The 20,732-nt window shown below is 61.9% G+C and carries 14 protein-coding genes; 6 read left to right on the forward strand and 8 right to left on the reverse strand.

Going from position 1 to position 20,732, the window contains the following annotated elements:
• Positions 1-95 (forward strand): IS3 family transposase (locus tag CKW24_RS08910; protein WP_143501162.1); only part of this gene is annotated, 95 nt, incomplete at its 5' end.
• Between the two features lie 93 nt (positions 96-188).
• Here the strand turns inward: CKW24_RS08910 and CKW24_RS08915 are convergent.
• The 7 genes from CKW24_RS08915 to glnE all read right to left on the reverse strand — a co-directional run bounded on the left by CKW24_RS08915 (position 189) and on the right by glnE (position 9,681).
• A complete protein-coding gene (locus CKW24_RS08915; protein WP_095167146.1) occupies positions 189-1,631 on the reverse strand; it encodes a lipopolysaccharide kinase InaA family protein in 1,443 nt (480 codons plus the stop codon).
• Complete coding sequence (locus CKW24_RS08920; protein WP_095167147.1) at positions 1,631-2,383, reverse strand: lipopolysaccharide kinase InaA family protein; 753 nt, start codon at positions 2,381-2,383, stop codon at positions 1,631-1,633. Before CKW24_RS08920 ends, CKW24_RS08915 begins: the two co-directional genes overlap by 1 nt.
• Positions 2,383-3,189 carry a lipopolysaccharide core heptose(I) kinase RfaP gene (rfaP, locus tag CKW24_RS08925; protein ID WP_095167148.1) on the reverse strand — a complete coding sequence of 269 codons (807 nt, stop codon included), beginning with the start codon at positions 3,187-3,189 and terminating at the stop codon, positions 2,383-2,385. Before rfaP ends, CKW24_RS08920 begins: the two co-directional genes overlap by 1 nt.
• Positions 3,189-4,310, reverse strand: a complete 1,122-nt coding sequence (locus tag CKW24_RS08930; protein WP_095167149.1) for a glycosyltransferase family 4 protein — start codon at positions 4,308-4,310, stop codon at positions 3,189-3,191. Before CKW24_RS08930 ends, rfaP begins: the two co-directional genes overlap by 1 nt.
• Positions 4,310-5,371 (reverse strand): lipopolysaccharide heptosyltransferase I, encoded by a 1,062-nt coding sequence (gene waaC / locus CKW24_RS08935; protein WP_095167150.1) that lies wholly within the window; start codon positions 5,369-5,371, stop codon positions 4,310-4,312. The genes CKW24_RS08930 and waaC overlap by 1 nt, the downstream gene beginning before the upstream one ends.
• Before the next feature lies 1 nt (position 5,372).
• Entirely contained in the window at positions 5,373-6,407 is a 1,035-nt protein-coding gene (gene waaF / locus CKW24_RS08940) for a lipopolysaccharide heptosyltransferase II (RefSeq protein ID WP_095167151.1), read from the reverse strand.
• A gap of 334 nt (positions 6,408-6,741) precedes the next feature.
• Positions 6,742-9,681, reverse strand: coding sequence for a bifunctional [glutamate--ammonia ligase]-adenylyl-L-tyrosine phosphorylase/[glutamate--ammonia-ligase] adenylyltransferase (glnE, locus tag CKW24_RS08945; RefSeq protein WP_095167152.1), 2,940 nt, complete (start codon positions 9,679-9,681; stop codon positions 6,742-6,744).
• 382 nt (positions 9,682-10,063) lie between these two features.
• Between glnE and aceE the strand changes: the two genes are divergently transcribed.
• The 5 genes from aceE to msrA all read left to right on the forward strand — a co-directional run bounded on the left by aceE (position 10,064) and on the right by msrA (position 19,758).
• Complete coding sequence (gene aceE / locus CKW24_RS08950; protein ID WP_095167153.1) at positions 10,064-12,709, forward strand: pyruvate dehydrogenase (acetyl-transferring), homodimeric type; 2,646 nt, start codon at positions 10,064-10,066, stop codon at positions 12,707-12,709.
• An 11-nt stretch (positions 12,710-12,720) separates the two neighbouring features.
• Entirely contained in the window at positions 12,721-14,367 is a 1,647-nt protein-coding gene (gene aceF, locus CKW24_RS08955) for a dihydrolipoyllysine-residue acetyltransferase (protein WP_095167154.1), read from the forward strand.
• 317 nt (positions 14,368-14,684) lie between these two features.
• Positions 14,685-16,109, forward strand: coding sequence for an alkaline phosphatase D family protein (locus CKW24_RS08960; RefSeq protein ID WP_095167155.1), 1,425 nt, complete (start codon positions 14,685-14,687; stop codon positions 16,107-16,109).
• Positions 16,110-16,300: 191 nt separating this feature from the next.
• Entirely contained in the window at positions 16,301-18,994 is a 2,694-nt protein-coding gene (locus tag CKW24_RS08965; RefSeq protein WP_095167156.1) for a GGDEF and EAL domain-containing protein, read from the forward strand.
• 113 nt (positions 18,995-19,107) lie between these two features.
• Positions 19,108-19,758 (forward strand): peptide-methionine (S)-S-oxide reductase MsrA, encoded by a 651-nt coding sequence (gene msrA / locus CKW24_RS08970; RefSeq protein WP_095167157.1) that lies wholly within the window; start codon positions 19,108-19,110, stop codon positions 19,756-19,758.
• A gap of 119 nt (positions 19,759-19,877) precedes the next feature.
• On the opposite strand, the gene CKW24_RS08975 is transcribed toward msrA, so the two are convergent.
• Complete coding sequence (locus CKW24_RS08975) at positions 19,878-20,717, reverse strand: 23S rRNA (adenine(2030)-N(6))-methyltransferase RlmJ (protein WP_095167158.1); 840 nt, start codon at positions 20,715-20,717, stop codon at positions 19,878-19,880.
• Between the last annotated feature and the right edge of the window lie 15 nt (positions 20,718-20,732).

Consider the following 20,732-nt stretch of genomic DNA (forward strand, 5'->3'; position numbering starts at 1 on the left):
AGGATTACATCGCCTACTACAACCAAGACCGCATAAGCCTCAGACTGAATGGCTTGAGCCCGGTACAATTTCGGACCCAGGCATTAAATCAATAGCGTCCCCTGTCCAACTTTCGGGGGGCAGTTCACGTAAGGGCGGAACCCTAAGCCGCCATCACCGCAGCAACGGATATACCCCCAAAAAAAGAGTCACACCACCTGCTTGGGCAACCGCTGATCAATCACCCGATACAACGCCGACCCCTCACCCCAATTACGCATGAACCGCGCCCGATCCCGCGCATAAGCCGGCGCAAAACTACTGAGTGAAGCGTGCTGACACATCGAATCCAGGTCAATCAACGACCAGCGATCCCGGTCCCAGAACAGGTTATGCCCCTTGAAATCCCCATGACTGATGCGCTCGGCGATCAACTCGGCAAACAGTTGATCCAGCGCCACCAACTCAGCCTCAGGCGCCTCGCCACTTTCCACATAGGGCGCAAAACGCTCAATGATGTCCGGCCCCGGCAGATACTCGGTGATCAGGTAGGCCCGGCTGCGCAGCCAGAAAAACCGTTTTTCCAGCAACGCCAGCGGCTTGGGCGTGGCGATGCCGAGGAACGCCAGGCGATTGCCCTCGCGCCAGGAATGCCAGGCGCGGCTCGGACGCCAGAAACGCTTGAGCCAGTGGGCAAACCCCTTGATGTTGTAGCGTTTGACCACCAGCGTACGACCACCCACCTCAACCTTGCCCACACTCGCCGCGCCGCCGGTCTTGTACAGATGCCCCTGGTCGAGCAAGGCATCGGCCTGCTCCAGCACCGGCAACATGGCGGCCTCTTCGTCGCGGCGAATCGCACGCAACCCAAAGGCCCCGCGCTGCACGGCGAACAGCGAGCACTCACGGCCAACCTTGATCAGGTAATCCTTGAGTCGCCAGCTACGAATCTTGCGTACCTGCTTCTGCAAGGCTTCGAGCGGCAACGCGTGCTCGCCATTGCTCAGCAGGTAATGCACCAGCAACTCTTCGGTGAACGGCTCCAGCGTCTTGGGCAACTGGGCAAAAAACACCCCGAGGTTTTCCAGGACCTTTTGCCGCGACAACGGCTGCCCCGCGGTTTCGGCATGAATCCCGGCACCGTCGATCAAATACAGCCGACCACCGTGGCGCAGCAGATTGTCCAGGTGCAGGTCCGATTGCCACAGGCCCTTGCTGTGCATCTGGCCAATGGCGGCCAGCGCCTCGGCCAGCACTTCGCTTTGCTCATCCGCCAGCACTGGCAGGGCTTCGACCTGTTGCCAGGCGTCGCCCAGGCTGTGCGCACCCTCCAGCAGTTCGAACAGCAACCAGCCGCCCTCGCCTTCTTTCAGGCCGTCAGCCAGCAACAACGGGGTGGTCAGGCCTTGGGCCGCGAGCAGGCGCACACCCTCCAGCTCACGCTGGAAATGCCGCGCCGCCTTGCGGCCCACCAGCAACTTGGCCAACACCGGACGCCCGCGCCAGACCCCGGCCCCGACATAGCGCTGGCCGGGCAGCACCCGCAGCAGACTGAGCAGTTGCAACTGCGCCGGGCCCGCGGCATCGGCCAACTCCAGGCTCAACGGCAGTTGTGGGGTGCGTCCGGCGTTTTTCAGTTCAGACAAACGCATCAACGCGTCCCCTTATGACTGCGTCGAGCGGACAAGCGCTGCAGCCAGGCATCCACCAGCGCACTGTCGGCGGGTTGATCCAGGTACGCCGCCAGCAAGCTGCGCACATTCTCGGTGCTCCAGACCGGCGCTCGGCGCAACAACGGCTCCAGATCCTTGACCCGGTCGCGCTGGCCAAACAGCAGCGGGCGGGTTTTCTCCAGGTCGATCAGTTGCGCCCGATAGCCTTCGCCATCGGCCTGCAAGAAGATGTGCTTGGGATAAAAGCAGCCATGCACCTGGCGCACGCCGTGCAGCCGCCGCGCCAACAAGCCGCAGGCGCGCAGGATCGCCGCCTGTTGCCCGGCGCTGAGCTGCGGCCATTGTTGCAGCAGCGCATCCAGGTCGTTCCAGCCATCCAGCGCCCGCGTCAGCAGGATCGCGCGGACTTCGCCGGCGACTTTGCGCTCGCCAAAGAACACCGCCTCCAGTGCCGGAACCCCCAACTGCCGGTAACGACTGATGTTGCGAAATTCCCGGGCAAAGCTCGGTTCGCCGAAGGGCCGGTGCAGGGTCCGGGTCAGGTAGTTGCTCTGGCGCTTGAGGTAATACCCCTGGCCGTCCAGGTCCAGGCGGAACACGCTGCTCCAGCCCCCGCCCGAGGTGTTGGGCTCGTCCACCGCTTCCAGTTCCCGCGCCCACAGCGCATCGAACGTGGCAAGCCCGTGGCGTTCGAACCGCTCGCGGTCCTCGGCGGCTAGAAAATCAGTCATCAGAGCGCATCCCCATAGCGCTGTTTGCGCTCGTACAGTTTGTTCGCCTTGCCCTCGAGCCAGGCCAGCAGCGAGGCTTCTTCGCGCAGGATCTGGCGCAACGGCAGCAGGAAATAACCCTTGAGGAAACGCAGCTTGTCGCGGCGAGTCAGGCCGATGTCCAGCGCCGAGAAGTACAGCGCGGCCAGGTCCTTGTTGCGCCAGCGTCGGGTGATCGCCGGGCGGGTCTGGGCCCGATGCAGGTCGATGATCGAGAGCTTGAAGTCCTCAGCCGTGACCGGCTTGTCGGTGTGCAGCAGGAAATGGCAGATATAGCAGTCGCGGTGATTGACCCCGGCGCGGTGCATCATGCCGGTCATGCGTGCCACTTCGGCAATCAGCGCGCGCTTGAGCCGGGGCTCCGGCGCTTGCCGGGCCCAGTCGATGCTGAAGTCTTCGAGGCTGACGGTCGGCGCCAGCTCTTCGGTGATGATGAATGAATGCTGGTCAGCGGGGTTGCTGCCTTTTTCGCCATAGGCCACGGCGGTCATGGTCGGCACCTTGGCCTCGTGCAAGCGCTGGATCGCCCGCCATTCCTGGCCCGCGCCGAGCACCGGCAGCTTGGCCGTGAGCAGGTTCTTGAAGATCTCGCCCCAGCCGATACCCCGGTGAATCTTCACGAAGTAGCCGTTGCCAGCGACTTCGGTGCGCAGGGTGCGGCGCGCTTCGAGTTCACGGTAAACCTCGCCCTCCAGGCCTTCGACGGCGCTGAACGCATCGCGTCCGGCCCACAGGCTCTTGAACGGTTCGGCCAGAATCAACTTCATCAGTGTTGCTCCGCCAGAATCACATCCGCCGCGTGCTGCGGCATGCTGTAAAGGTCGGCCGTGTCAGCGAAGGCCAGGCCATTACGGCTCCAGGCCGCACGTGCGGCATCATCGCTCAACATGGTCGTCAGGTACTGCGTGAGTTGCGCCTGCTCGAAGGGCTCGTCCAGCACCAGGCCGCAGTCGGCCTCGGCGATGTAATGGGCATAACCACATACCGCGCTGACGAGCACCGGCAACCCGGCCACCAGCGCTTCGAGCAGTACCGTCCCGGTGTTTTCGTTGTACGCCGGGTGGATCAACAGGTCGGCACCGAGCAGGAACCGCGGGATATCGCTGCGGCCCTTGAGGAACTGCACGTTATCGCCCAGGCCCAGTGCGGCACTCTGCAACTGGAATACTTTGGGGTCATCCTGGCCAATTACAAACAGCCGCGTGCGTTTACGCAATTCGGCCGGCAGCGCGGCCAGGGCCTTGAGACTGCGGTCAACGCCCTTGGTCTTGAACCCGGAGCCAATCTGCACCAGCAGCAACTCGTCGTCGGCCAGGGAGAACTCACGGCGAAAGTCCGCGCGAATTTCGCCGGCATTCGGCGGCGCGCGCCGGTCCTGGGCAATGCCCGGCGGCAGCAAGTGGAAGCGCTCCAGCGGGGTGTCGTAATGCTTGATGAACAGCGGCTGCTGGACTTCGGAGATCATCAGCACTTCGGTTTTCGCGTCCTTGGCGAACACCGCGCGCTCATACTCGGCGAAATGCCGGTAGCGACCCCAGCGGCGGTACAACGAATTGCGCAGGTTCTGCGCCTTGTCCTCGAAGCAACCGTCGGCGGCGTAGTAGACGTCCAGGCCAGGCATCTTGTTGAAACCGATCAGGCGGTCCACCGGGCGCTTGGCCAGGTCCTCGGCCATCCAGGCGCTGAGTTTTTCATTGCGCCGATGGTTGAAGAACGCCTTCACCGGCGCCACCAGCACTTCAAAACCCGGCGGCACGTCGCCTTCCCAAATCAGCGTGTAAACGCGGATCTGGTGTCCGCGCTGCTGACATTCCAGGGCAATGCGCATGAAATCACGCTGCAAGCCGCCAAACGGGAAATATTTGTACAGTACAAAAGCCAATTGCATCAGCGCAGCTCCTCAGCCATTAACAACGTGCTCAGTCGGCTCGCGACACGCTCGGGGTTCAGGCGAGTGAAGCACAGTGGCCACTCGCGCTTGAGATCAAACCGACGCTGGTCTTCAGCCGTCGGTTGGTAGGTACATTTCTTTTGCATGCACGGCGCACAGGGGAAATCACTCGCCATGTGCACCTGGCTACGACCATAGGCGCCCGTCAGGCCCGGGTTGGTCGGACCGAACAGCGACACCGTCGGCACGTCCAGCGCCGCGGCCAGATGCCCGAGGCCGGTATCCACCGCCACGCAGGCTTGCGCGCCGGCCAACACCTTGGCGACGCCCGCCAGGTTCAGCTTGGGCAACACCTCGGCGTTACGCAGGCCCTGGGCGATTCGCTCGGCGCGCGCCTTCTCGGCCGGATTACCCCACGGCAACTTCACCGCCATGCCCAGGTGCCCCATGCGCTCGGCCAGTTCGCGCCAATAGGCTTCCGGCCAGTGCTTGGTGTCCCAGGTGGTGCCGTGCAGGAACAGTACGTACGGATTCTTGCGCGGCAACTCCACCAGGCGCTCGACGTTCAGGCCGTAGTCGCCCAGGCCTTTGGGTAAGTCGTAGCCCAGGGCCACGGCGAACAACTGGCGCAAACGCTCTACCGCATGTTGCCCACGGGCCACCGCCAGGCGCCGCGAGTAGAAGCGCGCCGCCAGAGGCTCGCGGGCCGAGTGTTTGTCCAGGCCAGCCACCGGTGCCCGCACGTAACGGGTCAGCAAGGCACTTTTGAGCAGGCCCTGGGCATCGATCACCAAGTCGTACTTGGTCGCCTGCAGGTTTTGCTTGAAGCGCTTGAACTCGCCGCTCTTGATGGTCTGCCAGAGATTCTTGCGCCAGCGACGGATCGCCACGGGAATCACCTTGCCCACCGCCGGATGCCAGGTGGGGATTTCGGCAAAGCCTTCTTCCACCACCCAGTCGAACTGGATGCCGGGGATCGCCCGCGCAGCGTCGGTCAGCGCGGGCAACGCATGGATCACATCGCCCAGCGAAGAGGTCTTGATCAACAGTACCCGCAACTTAACGAACCTCGACCACAGTGCCCTGCAACCGCTGCAAGGCATCGTTCACCGCTTGCGGCATCAGCTGGCGCAGGCAGTTGTAATGGCCGAAGCGGCAGGTGCGGTCAAAACACGGGCTGCATTCGATGCCCAGGCGCACGATTTCGACGTGCTCGGCCAGCGGCGGGGTAAAGCCCGGCGAAGTCGAACCGTAGACCGCCACCAGCGGACGATTCAGCGCCGCGGCCACGTGCATCAGCCCGGAGTCGTTGGAGACCACCGAGTCGGCGCAGGACAGCAAGTCGATGGCCTCGGCCAGCGACGTGTCGCCACTGAGGTTCATCGCCTCCTCCCGCAGCCCGGGAATCAACCGGGAACGGATCTCTTCGCCGACCGCGTGATCGTTCTTCGAACCGAACAGCCAGACCTGCCAACCCTCGCGAATCTTCGCCTCGGCGACCTTGGCGTAATGCTCGGAGGGCCAGCGCTTGGCCTCGCCGAACTCGGCCCCCGGACACAGCGCCAGCACCGGGCGATCGAGGGTCAGGCCGAATTTGGCCAATGCCGCCTCGCGGGTCACAGGATCGATTTGCAGGCTGGGCCGTGGATAAGGCGTCGGCAGTTCGGCTGCCGGTTCATAGGCCAGCGCCATGAAACGCTCGATCATCAGCGGGTAGCGCTCTTTATCCAGCGTGCGCACATCGTTGAGCAGACCGTAGCGAAACTCGCCACGCCAGCCGGTGCGCTTGGCGATGCCGGCAAAAAACGGCACCAGCGCCGACTTCAACGAGTTGGGCAGCAGGATCGCCTGGTCGTACTGGCCGGCCAGGGACTTGCCGATCCGCCGCCGCGTTGCCAGCTCCAGCGCGCCGTGGCCGAGCGGAAAGCTCAAGGCCCGGCGCACTTGGGGCATGCGCTCAAGGATCGGCCGGCTCCACTCCGGGGCCAGCACGTCGATTTCGCACTGTGGATGACGCTGCTGCAGACACATGAACAGTGTCTGCGCCATCACCATGTCACCGACCCAACTGGGCCCAACGATCAGAATTTTCATAGTTATCCACAAACGAATAGGGGAGGCATTGGCCTCCCTGCTTCGAAAAACACTGTGGGAGCGGGCTTGCTCGCGATGGGGTGATTACCTTCAACACTGCTGTCGACTCACACTCCGCTATCGCGAGCAGGCTCGCTCCCACATGGGTATTGGTGCACATCCCGTGCAGTGTCGCTTGAGTGGCTCCAGATCTACCAATCACAGCACCTTCACTGTGGGAGCGGGCTTGCCCGCGATAACGATGTAATAGCCGACATCAACGGTGATGTCTGACGACGCCATCGCGGGCAAGCCCGCTCCCACAAGGGGCATGAGGTGTTTGAACTACCCCGTGTCAGCTTAGCCCCAACTCGCGCCAGATTCGCAACACCTGTTGGCGCTCATCGACAAACTGGTTGCCTGCCACCACCCCGGCCTCGTTCTGCAACGCCTGGCGGTGAGCGGCGGCGCGATAGGCCTTGTAGACCTCACGCATCAGGCTGGCATCGGCCGCAGGCATCAAGCCTTCGTGCTCCAGCTCTTCCAGAATGCGGATGTTGTCTGTCCAGCGCAGCAACGGCGGATGCGTCTGGGACCACGCCAAAGCCGCGTATTGCACCATAAATTCAATATCGACGATACCACCGGCGTCCTGCTTGAGGTCGAACGGCACCGTGGCTTCGAAGGCATTGGCCGCCGTCCCGGCACCGGTAATCCTGGTTCCCAGGTTATCGCGCATCTTGGCGCGCATCTCGCTGACTTCCTGGCGCAGCTTGGGCAAATCGCGGGCTCGCCCCAACACCTTGGCGCGAACTTTCTCGAACGCCTGGCCGACATCCTGGCTGCCCACCAGCACACGGGCGCGCACCAGTGCCTGATGCTCCCAGGTCCAGGCTTCATTCTCCTGGTAGCGCTCAAACGCTCCCAACGAACTGACCAACAGCCCCGAGGCGCCGGAAGGCCGCAGGCGCATATCGACTTCGTAGAGCTGCCCGGAGTTGGTCTGGGTGGTCAGCAAATGAATGATGCGCTGGCCCAGGCGGGTGAAAAATTGCGCGCCATCGATCGGCTTGGGCCCGTCGGTTTCCGCCTGCGGGTCACCGTCGTGGATAAACACCAGGTCCAGGTCCGAACCATGGCCGAGTTCCAGTCCGCCGACCTTGCCGTAGCCAACAATCACAAAACCTGGGTCGCACAAGGTGCCGTCGGGGCGCTGTGGCGAACCATACTTGGCGGCGGTCTGGCGCCAGGCCAGGGCCAGGACCTGTTCGAGGATCGCCTCGGCCAGCCAGGTCAGGTAGTCGCTGACCTTCATCAAGGGCAGGCTGCCGGCGATTTCCGAGGCGGCGACCCGCAGGCGGTGCGCCAGCTTGAAGTGCCGCAGGGCCTCCATCTGCTGTTCCAGGTCATCCTCGGGAATACGCGTCAGGCGCTCGCGCAGCTCCGCCGCCAGTTCCGGTGCCAGGGGCGGCTTGAACAGGCGCCCCTCGTTGAGCAACTCATCGAGCAGCAGCGGGAAGCGGGTGATCTGTTCGGCAATCCACGGGCTGGCCGCGCACAACGTCAGCAGACGGCGCAAGGCACCCGGGTTTTCCGTGAGCAACACCAGGTACGCCGAACGCCGCGCCACGGCTTCAACCAATGGCAGCACACGCTCCAACACCAGATCCGGGTTGGCGTGCTCGACGGCCTGGGCCAGCAAGCGCGGGATAAAGGCGTCCAGACGCTCGCGCCCCAGACGCTGCATTGCCCGCAGCTGCGGACTGCCTCGCAGGCCGGCCAAGGCCTTCAGGGCTTTCGGCGCATCGGCAAAACCGCCCTCCTGCAACTGACGGCACGCGGCTTCTTCGTCCTGGGCGTCTTCCCACAGCGGCAACCATTCACCACCGACCACCACTTCGCTTTGCGCACCCTCCTCTTCGTCGGGATCGGCGATCACTTGACGGAAATGCCAGTCGACCCGGCCCCGCCAATACATCAACTGCGCATGGAAGGCTGGCCAGTCGGCAAAACCCAGCATAAAGGCGATGCGCGCCTGATCCTGCTCGTTGTCGGGGAGCATTTGTGTCTGGCGATCGGCAATCGCCTGGATCGCGTGCTCGGTGTAACGCAGAAACTCATAACCCTCGCGCAATTCGCCGACCACCGCCGGCGGCAGGTAACCCTGCCCTTCCAGCGTGCTGAGCACCTTTAATAGAGGACGCTGCTGTAGGCTCAGGTCGCGGCCGCCGTGAATCAGCTGGAAGGCCTGGGCGATGAATTCCACTTCACGGATGCCTCCGGCGCCCAGCTTGATGTTGTCGGCCATGCCCTTGCGCCGCACTTCCTGCTGGATCAACTGCTTCATGGTGCGCAGCGCTTCGATCGCCGAGAAATCCAGGTAGCGCCGGTAGACGAACGGGCGCAGCAGGTCGAGCAATTGCGCCCCTGCGACCTGGTCGCCGGCCACCACCCGCGCCTTGATCATGGCGTAGCGTTCCCAGTCACGGCCCTGGTCCTGATAGTACTGCTCCAGGGCATTGAAGCTGAGCACCAGCGCGCCGGACGAGCCGTACGGACGCAGGCGCATGTCGACGCGAAATACAAAACCGTCGACGGTCATCGGGTCCAGCGCCTTGATCAGCCGCTGGCCCAGGCGAATGAAGAATTCCTGGTTATCCAGCGCACGCTTGACGCCGACGGTCTCGCCGCCTTCGGGGTAGGCGAAGATCAGGTCGATGTCCGAGGACAGGTTGAGTTCCACCGCGCCGAGCTTGCCCATGCCGAGGATGACCATCTGCTGCGGCTCGCCACTGCGCCGCCCGGTGGGCGTGCCGAACTGCTGGCAGTGGCGCAGGTACAACCACTGATAGGCCTGGTCGATGCTGGCATCGGCCATGTCCGAGAGATCGCGGCAGGTCTGGATCAAGTCGGCCTGACGGTTCAGGTCGCGCCAGATGATGCGCACCTGGTGACGGTTACGCTGGCGGCGCAGTGCCCGGGCCAGTTCGTCATCGGTGGTAGCTGCCTGCGCTGCCGTGGCGATCTGCGCGCATAGCTCGCCCGCAGCGAACGGGCGGTCCAACTCGCCGGACTGCACCAGCGCCAGCAACATCAAGGGGTCACGTACACATTGTTCAGAGACAAAGTCGCTGGCGCCCGTCACGCGAGCCCATTGCGCCCAGCGTTCGGGCGTCCAGGTGGACAGGCCATGATCATCGTCGAGGGCGGCCACGGCCGCGCGCAACGATTGCTCGGCACGGCTGACAAACGGCTGGAGAATGGCGGGCAGTTGGGCAAGCGAAGGCAGGCTCATGGTCTATCCTTGATCGGCGTAGAAAGGGCGGTCTGTAGTGAACCCAGCAATTGCACTACGCAAAGGACTGTCGAACAAAGGTTAGAAATAGCTGAAATCTCAATATTTTTGGTAGCCAGCATCACGCTCGACCCTATTCTGGTTGGCTAAAGACCAAGAGTAACGATTATTCTCACAACACAGCAGGAGGCCACAAGCCGTTCTTCTGTAGTTTTACTACTCGTATATACATTCGAAAGGCTGAAATGCCCGGAGATTTGTAGTAAAACTACACGCCGCCGAATCAACCTCCGGCATTCCAAGAATTTATAACGTCTGCCCACAAGGCCAGTCGCTAACTCAGGCAACCGATTCTGGTAGCCTTTCCGCCCTGGAGCAAGCCATGCAAGACCTCGATCCCGTCGAAACCCAGGAATGGCTGGACGCCCTGGAATCGGTTCTCGACAAAGAAGGCGAAGACCGTGCTCACTATCTGATGACCCGTATGGGCGAACTCGCAACCCGTAGCGGTTCGCAACTGCCTTACGCCATCACCACGCCATACCGCAACACCATCCCCGTTACCCACGAAGCACGCATGCCTGGCGACCTGTTCATGGAACGCCGCATTCGCTCGCTGGTACGCTGGAACGCGATGGCCATGGTGATGCGTACGAACCTGAAAGATTCTGACCTGGGCGGTCACATCTCCAGCTTCGCCTCCAGCGCTACCCTGTACGACATCGGCTTCAACTATTTCTTCCAGGCCCCGACCGACGAACACGGCGGCGACCTGATCTACTTCCAGGGTCACACCTCGCCAGGCGTCTACGCCCGTGCGTTCATGGAAGGCCGCATCACCGAAGAACAAATGAACAACTTCCGCCAGGAAGTCGACGGCCAGGGCCTCTCGTCCTATCCGCACCCTTGGCTGATGCCTGATTTCTGGCAGTTCCCGACCGTTTCCATGGGTCTGGGTCCGATCCAGGCGATCTACCAGGCACGTTTCATGAAGTACCTGGAAGCCCGTGGCTTCATTCCGGAAGGTAAGCAGAAAGTCTGGTGCTTCCTGGGCGACGGCGAGTGCGACGAGCCGGAATCCCTGGGCGCGATCTCCCTGGCTGGCCGCGAGAAGCTGGACAACCTGATCTTCGTCATCAACTGCAACCTGCAGCGCCTCGACGGCCCGGTTCGCGGCAACGGCAAGATCATCCAGGAACTCGAAGGTGTGTTCCGTGGTGCCCAGTGGAACGTGACCAAAGTCATCTGGGGCCGTTTCTGGGACCCACTGCTGGCCAAGGACGTCGACGGTATCCTGCAACGCCGCATGGACGAAGTCATCGACGGCGAGTACCAGAACTACAAGGCCAAGGACGGCGCGTTCGTCCGTGAGCACTTCTTCAACACGCCAGAACTCAAGGCGATGGTTGCCGATCTGTCCGACGACGAGATCTGGAAGCTCAACCGTGGCGGCCACGACCCGTACAAGGTCTACGCGGCGTACCACGAAGCGGTCAACCACAAAGAACAACCGACCGTCATCCTGGCCAAGACCATCAAGGGTTATGGCACCGGTGCCGGCGAAGCGAAAAACACCGCGCACAACACCAAGAAGGTTGATGTTGAAAGCCTGAAGCTGTTCCGCGATCGTTTCGACATCCCGGTCAAGGACGAAGAGCTGGAGAACCTGCCGTTCTTCAAGCCTGAGCCAAACAGCGCTGAAGCCCGCTACCTGAGCGAGCGTCGTACTGCACTGGGCGGTTTCGTGCCACAGCGCCGCGCCCAGAGCGTGAGCATTCCGACCCCGCCACTGGACACCCTCAAGGCGATCCTGGACGGCTCGGGCGACCGTGAAATCTCCACCACCATGGCCTTCGTGCGGATCCTCGCGCAATTGGTCAAGGACAAGGAAATCGGTTCGCGCATCGTCCCGATCATCCCGGACGAAGCCCGTACCTTCGGTATGGAAGGCATGTTCCGCCAGTTGGGCATCTACTCCTCCGTCGGCCAGCTCTACGAGCCAGTCGATAAAGACCAGGTGATGTTCTACAAGGAAGACAAGAAAGGCCAGATCCTTGAAGAAGGGATCAACGAAGCAGGCGCCATGAGCTCCTTCATCGCGGCCGGTACTTCGTACTCCAACCACAACCAGCCAATGCTGCCGTTCTACATCTTCTACTCGATGTTCGGCTTCCAGCGGATCGGCGACCTGGCCTGGGCGGCCGGCGACAGCCGTACCCGTGGCTTCCTGATCGGCGGTACCGCTGGGCGGACCACGCTGAACGGCGAAGGCCTGCAACACGAAGACGGTCACAGCCACATCCTGGCTGCCACCATCCCGAACTGCCGCACCTTTGATCCAACCTACGGCTACGAGCTGGCGGTGATCATCCAGGACGGCATGAAGAAGATGACCGAAGAGCAGCAGGACGTTTTCTACTACATCACCGTGATGAACGAGTCCTACCAGCAGCCAGCCATGCCGGCCGGTGTGGAAGAAGGCATCATCAAGGGCATGTACCTGCTCGAAGAAGACAACCGCGAAGCGGCGCACCACGTACAGCTGATGGGCTCCGGCACCATCCTGCGTGAAGTCCGTGAAGCGGCGAAGATTCTGCGTGAAGAGTTCAACGTCGGCGCTGACGTATGGAGCGTTACCAGCTTCAACGAACTGCGTCGCGATGGCCTGGCCGTGGAGCGCAGCAACCGTCTGCACCCAGGCCAGAAGCCTAAGCTGAGCTACGTCGAAGAGTGCCTGAACGGCCGTAAAGGTCCGGTGATTGCCTCTACCGACTACATGAAACTGTTCGCCGAGCAGATCCGTCAGTGGGTACCGTCCAAGGAATTCAAAGTCCTGGGCACTGACGGTTTCGGCCGCAGCGACAGCCGCAAGAAACTGCGTCATTTCTTCGAAGTTGACCGTCATTTCGTGGTGTTGGCAGCCCTGGAAGCACTGGCTGACCGTGGTGACATCGAACCTAAGGTTGTGGCTGAAGCCATCGCCAAGTTCGGTATCAACCCGGAAAAACGCAACCCACTGGACTGCTGAGGAGATTTTCCGTGAGCGAACTCATTCGCGTACCTGACATCGGCAGCGGTGAAGGTGAAGTAATTGAACTGTTTGTGAAGGTCGGCGACAAAGTCGAAGCCGACCAGAGCATCCTGACCCTGGAATCGGACAAGGCGAGCATGGAAATCCCTGCTCCCAAGGCCGGCGTGGTCAAGAGCCTGAAAGTGAAGCTGGGCGATCGCCTGAAAGAAGGCGACGAACTGCTGGAGCTGGAAATCGAAGGTGCTGCTGATGCAGCCCCTGCGCCAGCCGCTCCTGCCGCTGCTCCTGCCACTCCTGCGGCTGAAAAGCCTGCAGCTGCTGCCCAGGCCCCTGCGGCCCCGGCTGCTGCACCTGCCGCCGCCACCGTGCAGGACATTCATGTCCCGGACATCGGCTCGTCGGGCAAGGCCAAGATCATCGAACTGCTGGTCAAGGTCGGCGACACCGTCGAGGCTGATCAGTCGCTGATCACCCTGGAATCCGACAAGGCCAGCATGGAAATCCCTTCGCCGGCTGCCGGCGTCGTGGAAAGCATCGCGGTCAAGCTCGAAGACGAAGTCGGCACTGGCGACTTTATCCTCAAGCTCAAAGTCCAGGGCGCAGCCTCTGCAGCCCCAGCACCTGCTGCTGCGCCAGCTCCGGCGGCCAAGGCTGAAGCGGCACCTGCCGCTGCCGCCCCTGCGCCTGCTGCCAAAGCCGAGGCCGCTGCGGCCCCGGCTGCTGCGCCAGCGCCAAGCGGTGCCAAGGTTCACGCCGGTCCGGCCGTACGCCAACTGGCCCGTGAATTCGGTGTCGAGCTGAATTCGGTGAGCCCTAGCGGCCCGCACGGTCGTGTGCTCAAGGAAGACGTGCAGGTTTACGTCAAGGCCATGATGCAGAAGGCCAAGGAAGCCCCGGCCGCCGGTGCTACTGGCGGCGCCGGTATCCCTCCGATTCCAGTCGTGGACTTCAGCCGCTTCGGTGAAACCGAAGAAGTGCCGATGACCCGCCTGATGCAAATCGGCGCATCGAGCCTGCACCGCAGCTGGCTGAACATTCCGCACGTGACCCAATTCGACTCGGCGGATATCACCGAGCTGGAAGCGTTCCGTATTGCCCAGAAAGCTGTGGCCGAGAAGGCTGGCGTCAAGCTGACCATTCTGCCGCTGCTGCTCAAGTCTTGCGCACACCTGCTCAAGGAACTGCCGGACTTCAACAGCTCCCTGGCACCAAGCGGCAAGGCGATCATCCGCAAGAAGTACGTGAACATCGGTTTTGCGGTTGATACCCCAGACGGCCTGCTGGTTCCTGTGATCAAGAACGTTGATCAGAAGAGCTTGCTGCAACTGGCTGGCGAAGCCGCTGCGCTGGCTGCCAAAGCCCGCGACAAGAAGCTCACGGCCGACGACATGCAAGGCGCCTGCTTCACCATCTCCAGTCTCGGCCACATTGGCGGCACCGGCTTCACGCCGATCGTCAATGCACCGGAAGTGGCGATCCTCGGCGTGTCCAAGGCAACCATCCAGCCAGTCTGGGACGGCAAAGCCTTCCAGCCGAAACTGATGCTGCCGCTGTCGCTGTCCTACGACCACCGTGTGATCAACGGCGCCGCTGCGGCCCGTTTCACCAAGCGTCTGAGCGACCTGCTGGGCGACATCCGCACCATCCTGCTGTAAGACCGCAGGGCCCTTCTTTCGCGAAGGGCCCTGCGTGCTCCACGTTTTCCGAGCGCCACGCTCGTACCTCAACCCCGCCAATTGGCGGGGCTTTTTTTGCCTGCAAAACAGCCCAACCTCGAAAGGCGCTTAGGCAAAACCGCTACGCATTCCTACCGGCGTTAACACCAAAGACTACGCCAACAGTTGACCAGGACCACATCCCGGGTCCACTTCCCCGCCAATTCTTAAATGCCCTCCAGCCATAAGATCAATCGCACAGCACACATACCGTGCTGGACGCGACTTCCCACGCCGCACTTCGAATGGATTCGAATATGCTCAAGCCTACTGTCGGCCCGATTGTTGGCCATACCACCTTTCAACACACCCGCCTGTTTCTGCGAGGCGACCCAGTAGCCAACGCCTGGGTATTTGCCGGGCTGCGTTATCGCCGCACGGGCGATCCGAACTGGTCCAAAGGGCTTTTTGCCGAGTTGACGACGGCTCGCGACATGTCGGCGGTAATCGCGCTGCATGACCTCGCCAACGATACCGAGTATGAGTACCAGGCAGGCTGGTTCAATACGGGCAATACCCGACCAGCCCTGGAAGTCCTTGACCAGTTAGAACTGCAATGGCCCCGGGAAACCTATCGCTTTCGCACTGCCTCCAGCAAAGCCTGCACACCCCGCAGCTACATCGTCGGCTCGTGCCGCTACCTGCGCATGACTCTGGGTATCCCGATAGCGCCCGCCAAGGGCGACCGGATCTTTGCGGCGATCAAGCGGCTGGCGGACACTTCCTCGCCAGCGATCAGCGGCCTGGTGATGACCGGTGACCAGGTGTATGTGGACGACATGAACGTCGTCGCCCCGGACCGCGATTACCCGGATATTCTCGCCAAGTACCGTGCGGCCTTTTCTCAGCCCTATATTCAGGCGCTAATGGCTTCTTTACCGACCTACATGATTCTCGACGACCACGAAATAGAAGATAACTGGCCCGCCAACGCCAGCCGCAACGACACCAGCCTGTATCGCAACGCGATGGCCGCGTACGAAATCTATCAAGCCAGTCATGGCCCGGCGTATGAAATGGCGACTGGCGAGCAACCCGCTGGCCAGCCGCCACATTACTGGTACCAGTTTGCCCAGGGGGACATCGAGTGGTTTGTCATGGACACCCGAACCCGACGCAACCTCTCGGCCGACGACCGACGCATCATCGATGCCGATCAAGAGCAAGCGCTGCTCAAGTGGCTGATCAACAGCCCGGCGCGGGTCAAAATGCTGGTCACCGGCGTCATGCTGTTCCCGGACAGTAAAGGCAATGACAGTGACACCTGGAAAGCCTTCCCCGAACAGCGCCTGCGCATCCTCGAAAGTATCCGCCTGCACAAGATCAGGAATGTGCTGATCATCTCGGGTGACGTCCACGGCTCACTCACCTCGCGCCTACGTCACACAGCAGACCCGGACTTCGAGGTGCAGACCATCGTCTCGTCACCGTTCTGCAACAGCGCCTGGCTGCCCTTTGCCAAGTCCTCGTCGTTCATCCTTGACCAGCCGCTGGCGAAAACCGCTGCCGGCGACTATTACCTCGAATGGACAAGCAAGGTGATCAGCCAGGACAACTTCGCACACCTGACGGTGCACACCGAGCATATTCGCGTGGAGTACCGCGACACGGGTGGCGACCTGTTGTATTCGGTAAACCTTCCCCTGCACCCTCCCCCCCAGACTCTGCCACTTGTTGTGTAGGTGTGGCCTTACGAAATCCCACAAATTACGCGCAGTTTTCCTACAGAAATCCGTGTTTCGGCCGATAAACACCTATAGCACTAAGCCTTCATCCTCTATTGTCAGCCAGGGCGGCATCATGCAACCTTGCCGCTGGCTACACAGAGGGCGTGAGCACGTCGCGTTCAGCATTTTCGAAGCGAGTTTCTTCCATGAAAAGCCATCCCGATGCCGCCAGCCGAATGGTGGCCGAGGTAGTGACGCAATTGCCTGTGCCCTCGCGGCTCGGCATGCTGCGTTTCGAGCGGCTGAATGAAGCAAGCTGGGCCCTGCTGTTTCTCGACCCCAACTGCGAACGCCAGTTCGGCCTGCCCGCCGTAGAGCTTTGCGCCCTGGTCGGCTCGCCCTACGCCAGCCTGATGGAGCCTGAAGCCCGTTATCAGTTGCACGATACGATCCAGCAGCAACTGAGCCAAAGCCCGCACTACCTGATCCGCTACACCCTGCACACTGCCCAGGGCTCCCTGAGCCTGCTGGAAATGGGCGAAGCCTATAAACAACACAATCGGCACCTGCTGCGCGGTTATCTGCTGGTGGTCGACGGCCTGTTCGAAGACGCCCCCCTGCTGCCGGCGCTTGACCTGGAAACCCAGAATTCGCGCCTGCAGATTGCCCTGGAGTTGAACCAGCGCGCCCAGCAGGAACAACTGCAACACCTGGAGCGCGTGCGTGCCCAGCAAGACCTGATCCTGCTGCTGACGCGCCAGCGCTACAGCTCCGGCAATTCGTTGCGCGAAGCGGCCGAACTGATTACCCGCAGTGCCTGCGATATCTACCAGATCGACAGCGCCAGCCTGTGGAACCTGGAAAATCGCCAACTGCTGCCGATTTCCGCCTACCACCGCTCTTCGCAGGAACACCGGCTACCTGAAGTGATCGACGCCAGCGGCTTCCCCGATTACCTGGAAGCCCTGCACTCGAGCCGGGCCATCGATGCCCACAACGCCATGCATGACCCGCGCACCCGGGAAATGGCCGAGAGCCTGCGTCCACGGGACGTCAACGCCATGCTCGATGCCAGCATCCGCGTGGACGGCCAGGTGGTCGGCGTCCTGTGCCTGGAACAGACCGGCGTGACCCGTGCCTGGCAGTCGGACGAAATCGCTTTCGCCGGCGAGTTGGCCGACCAGTTTGCCCAGGTCATCAACAACCACAACCGGCGCACCGCTACCAGCGCCCTGCACCTGTTCCAGCGTGCGGTCGAGCAAAGTGCCAACGCCTTTTTGCTGGTCAATTGCGACGGCGTGGTCGAGTACGTCAACCCCAGCTTCACGGCGATCACCCAATACAGCACCGAAGAAGTCCACGGCCAGCGCCTGTCGGAACTGCCGGCCCTGGAAAATCTCAGCGAACTGCTGTTCGACGCGCCCTCGAGCCTGGCCAAGAGCAACAGCTGGCAAGGCGAGTTCAAGAGCCGGCGCAAGAATCTGGAGCCCTACTGGGGCCAGTTGTCGATTTCCAAGGTGTATGGCGACAACCGTGAGCTGACCCACTACATCGGCATCTACGAAGACATCACTCAGACCAAGCTGGCCCAGCAGCGCATCGAGCGCCTGGCCTATACCGACAACCTGACCAACCTGGGCAATCGCCCCGCGTTTATCCGCAACCTCGACGAACGTTTTGCCCGCGACAGCGACAGCCCGATCTGCCTGCTGCTGGTGGACATCGACAATTTCAAGCGGATCAACGACAGCCTCGGCCACCAGACCGGCGACAAGCTGCTGATCAGCCTGGCCCGCCGCCTGCGCAACAGCTTGAGCCCGAGTGGCAGCCTCGCGCGTTTTGCCAGCAACGAATTTGCGGTACTGCTGGATGACGCCAGCCTGTCTATCGGCCAGCAAATGGCCAGCCAGCTGTTGATGACGCTGGACAAGCCGATGTTCGTCGATAACCAGTTGATCAGCGTCACCGCCTCCGTCGGCGTGGCCTGTGCGCCGCTGCACGGGCGCGACCCGCAAACACTGATGCGCAACGCCGGGCTGGCCCTGCACAAGGCCAAGGCCAATGGCAAACACCAGGTCCAGGTGTTCACCGAAGCCTTGAACGCCGAGGCCAGCTATAAGCTGTTCGTGGAGAACAACCTACGCCGCGCCCTGACCCAGAACGAGCTGGACGTGTTCTACCAGCCCAAGCTGTGCCTGCGCTCCGGTCGCCTGCTGGGGATGGAAGCGCTGCTGCGCTGGAACCACCCGGAAAAAGGCATGATCCGCCCCGACCAGTTCATCAGCGTCGCCGAAGAGACCGGCCTGATCATCCCCATCGGCAAATGGATCGCCCGCCAGGCCTGCCGCATGAGCATCGAACTGAGCGCTGCCGGGCTGGGCAACCTGCAGGTGGCGATCAACCTGTCACCCAAGCAGTTCTCCGACCCGGACCTGGTGTCCTCGATTGCCAACATCCTCAAGGAAGAAAAGCTCCCCGCCCACCTGCTGGAGCTTGAACTGACCGAAGGCCTGTTGCTGGAAGCCACCGAAGACACTCACCTGCAGCTCGACCAGCTCAAACGCCTGGGCCTGACCCTGGCCATGGACGATTTCGGCACCGGTTATTCGTCCCTCAGCTACCTGAAGAAATTCCCGATCGACATCATCAAGATCGATCGCAGCTTCATTCATGAGATCCCGGACAACCAGGACGACATGGAGATCACCTCGGCCGTGATCGCCATGGCCCATAATCTCAAGCTCAAAGTGGTGGCCGAAGGCATCGAGACGGCCGAACAACTGGCCTTCCTGCGCCGCCATCGCTGCGACGTCGGCCAGGGCTACCTGTTCGACCGGCCGATCCCCGGCGCCGAGCTGATCGACAAGCTCAAACGCTACCCACGTGGCCCAATTGCCTGAATGAGTCATCCCTGTGGGAGCGAGCGCCCGCTTGCGGCGTGCTCGCTCCCGCGGGGATTATTCGGCACACTGGCGGTCTGACTACTTACATACTCTGACTGAGAGGACTGATCATGGTCTTGCGCTCGGAAATTCTGGTGAACAAAAACGTGCTCCCAACTAAAGAACAAGCCCTGCCCGGCCGCGAATCCCCGATCACCGTACCGGAGAAACACTTCGTCAATAAGGACCAGTACATGCTGGGTCCCTTCATCGGCAACGTGGAGTTCGCGATCTTCGGCCTGGGCTGCTTCTGGGGCGCGGAACGCAAGTTCTGGCAGCGTGAAGGCGTGGTCAGCACGGCGGTGGGTTATGCCGGCGGCTTCACCCCCAACCCGACCTATGAGGAAGTCTGCTCGGGCCTGACCGGCCACACCGAAGTGGTGCTGGTGGTGTATGACCAGGACCGGATCAGCTACAAGCAATTGCTGGCGATGTTCTGGGAGCTGCACAACCCGACGCAAGGCATGCGCCAAGGCAACGACATCGGTACCCAGTACCGTTCGGTGATCTACGCGGTCAAACCTGAACAACTGGAGGAAGCCAAGGCCAGCGAGCAGACGTTCCAGGCGCAACTGACCAAGGCGGGAATGGGCACCATCACCACCGAGATCGAACAGGCCCCGACCTTCTACTACGCCGAGGCGTATCACCAGCAGTACCTGGCGAAGAACCCTGAGGGCTACTGCGGGATCGGCGGCACAGGCGTGACCTGCCCGATCTGATTTTCAGATCGTCAATAGCATCGCGGGCAAGCGGAGCGCCGCCCGACCCGCTCCCACAAAATCTGTGGGAGCGGGCTTGCCCGCGATGGCGTCAGATCAGACGCCAATGACGCGACGGATCAACTCTCGGCAATCAACCAATCCATCTGCCACCCACCCTGGGTCTGGCCCAGCTTCTGCGCCAGCCACGGCAGCAGCTCCCGCAATTCCTCTTCCAGCCCCCACGGCGGATTGGCAATCGCCAGCCCGGAGCCGTTCAGGCTGTTCGGTGTATCCAGCGGATGCACCAGCAATTCCACACGCAGCAACTTCGGCGCGCCCGTGCCGGCCAGGTCCTGATAGAAGCGGCGCAACATGCGCTGGTCCTTCACCGGGTACCAGATCGCCGCCACGGTTTGGCGCATACGGCCAATCGCTTCTTTGAGCGAAGCGGCACAGCGCTGCATCTCATCGAGCTTCTCGAACGGCGGATCGATCAGCATCAAGCCACGCTTCTCCGGCACCGGCAGCATCGCCCGGGGCACATGCCAGCCTTCGCCCAGGTGCACCTTGACCCGGCGATCGCCCTTCATGTTGTCTTTGAGCAGCAAGCCGTCTTCCGGGTGCTTCTCGTTGAGCAGGACACGATCCTGCGGGCGGGTCAGGCGCCGCGCCAGCTCCGGCGAGCCAGGGTAGTAGCGCAACTGGCCATCCGGGTTCATCTCGTGCAGCACCTGCATGTAGTCGGCCGTCAGCACCGGCAGGTCCGGCTCGCCCCACAATCGCGCGATACCCTCCAGGTACTCACCGGTCCGGCTGGCCTGGTCGCCCTGCAGGTCATACAGACCAATGCCGGCGTGGGTGTCGAGATAGGCAAACGGCTGTTCCTTGCGCGACATCAGGGCGATGAGGCGGGTCAAGGTCAGGTGTTTGAACACGTCGGCGTGATTGCCGGCGTGGAAGGCGTGACGATAATTCATGGCTGCTCCTGCGAA

The organism is Pseudomonas sp. Irchel 3H3 (genome assembly GCF_900187635.1).
Classification (GTDB): Bacteria; Pseudomonadota; Gammaproteobacteria; order Pseudomonadales; family Pseudomonadaceae; genus Aquipseudomonas.

Excerpts from the sequence above, each read along its gene's own strand:
- CKW24_RS08920 (WP_095167147.1), bottom strand. The coding sequence starts at position 2,383 with ATGACTGATTTTCTAGCCGCCGAGGACCGCGAGCGGTTCGAACGCCAC.
- CKW24_RS08975 (WP_095167158.1), bottom strand. The coding sequence starts at position 20,717 with ATGAATTATCGTCACGCCTTCCACGCCGGCAATCACGCCGACGTGTTC.
- glnE (WP_095167152.1), bottom strand. The coding sequence starts at position 9,681 with ATGAGCCTGCCTTCGCTTGCCCAACTGCCCGCCATTCTCCAGCCGTTT.
- rfaP (WP_095167148.1), bottom strand. The coding sequence starts at position 3,189 with ATGAAGTTGATTCTGGCCGAACCGTTCAAGAGCCTGTGGGCCGGACGC.
- CKW24_RS08915 (WP_095167146.1), bottom strand. The coding sequence starts at position 1,631 with ATGCGTTTGTCTGAACTGAAAAACGCCGGACGCACCCCACAACTGCCG.
- CKW24_RS08960 (WP_095167155.1), top strand. The coding sequence starts at position 14,685 with ATGCTCAAGCCTACTGTCGGCCCGATTGTTGGCCATACCACCTTTCAA.
- waaF (WP_095167151.1), bottom strand. The coding sequence starts at position 6,407 with ATGAAAATTCTGATCGTTGGGCCCAGTTGGGTCGGTGACATGGTGATG.
- CKW24_RS08965 (WP_095167156.1), top strand. The coding sequence starts at position 16,301 with ATGAAAAGCCATCCCGATGCCGCCAGCCGAATGGTGGCCGAGGTAGTG.
- msrA (WP_095167157.1), top strand. The coding sequence starts at position 19,108 with ATGGTCTTGCGCTCGGAAATTCTGGTGAACAAAAACGTGCTCCCAACT.
- aceE (WP_095167153.1), top strand. The coding sequence starts at position 10,064 with ATGCAAGACCTCGATCCCGTCGAAACCCAGGAATGGCTGGACGCCCTG.
- CKW24_RS08930 (WP_095167149.1), bottom strand. The coding sequence starts at position 4,310 with ATGCAATTGGCTTTTGTACTGTACAAATATTTCCCGTTTGGCGGCTTG.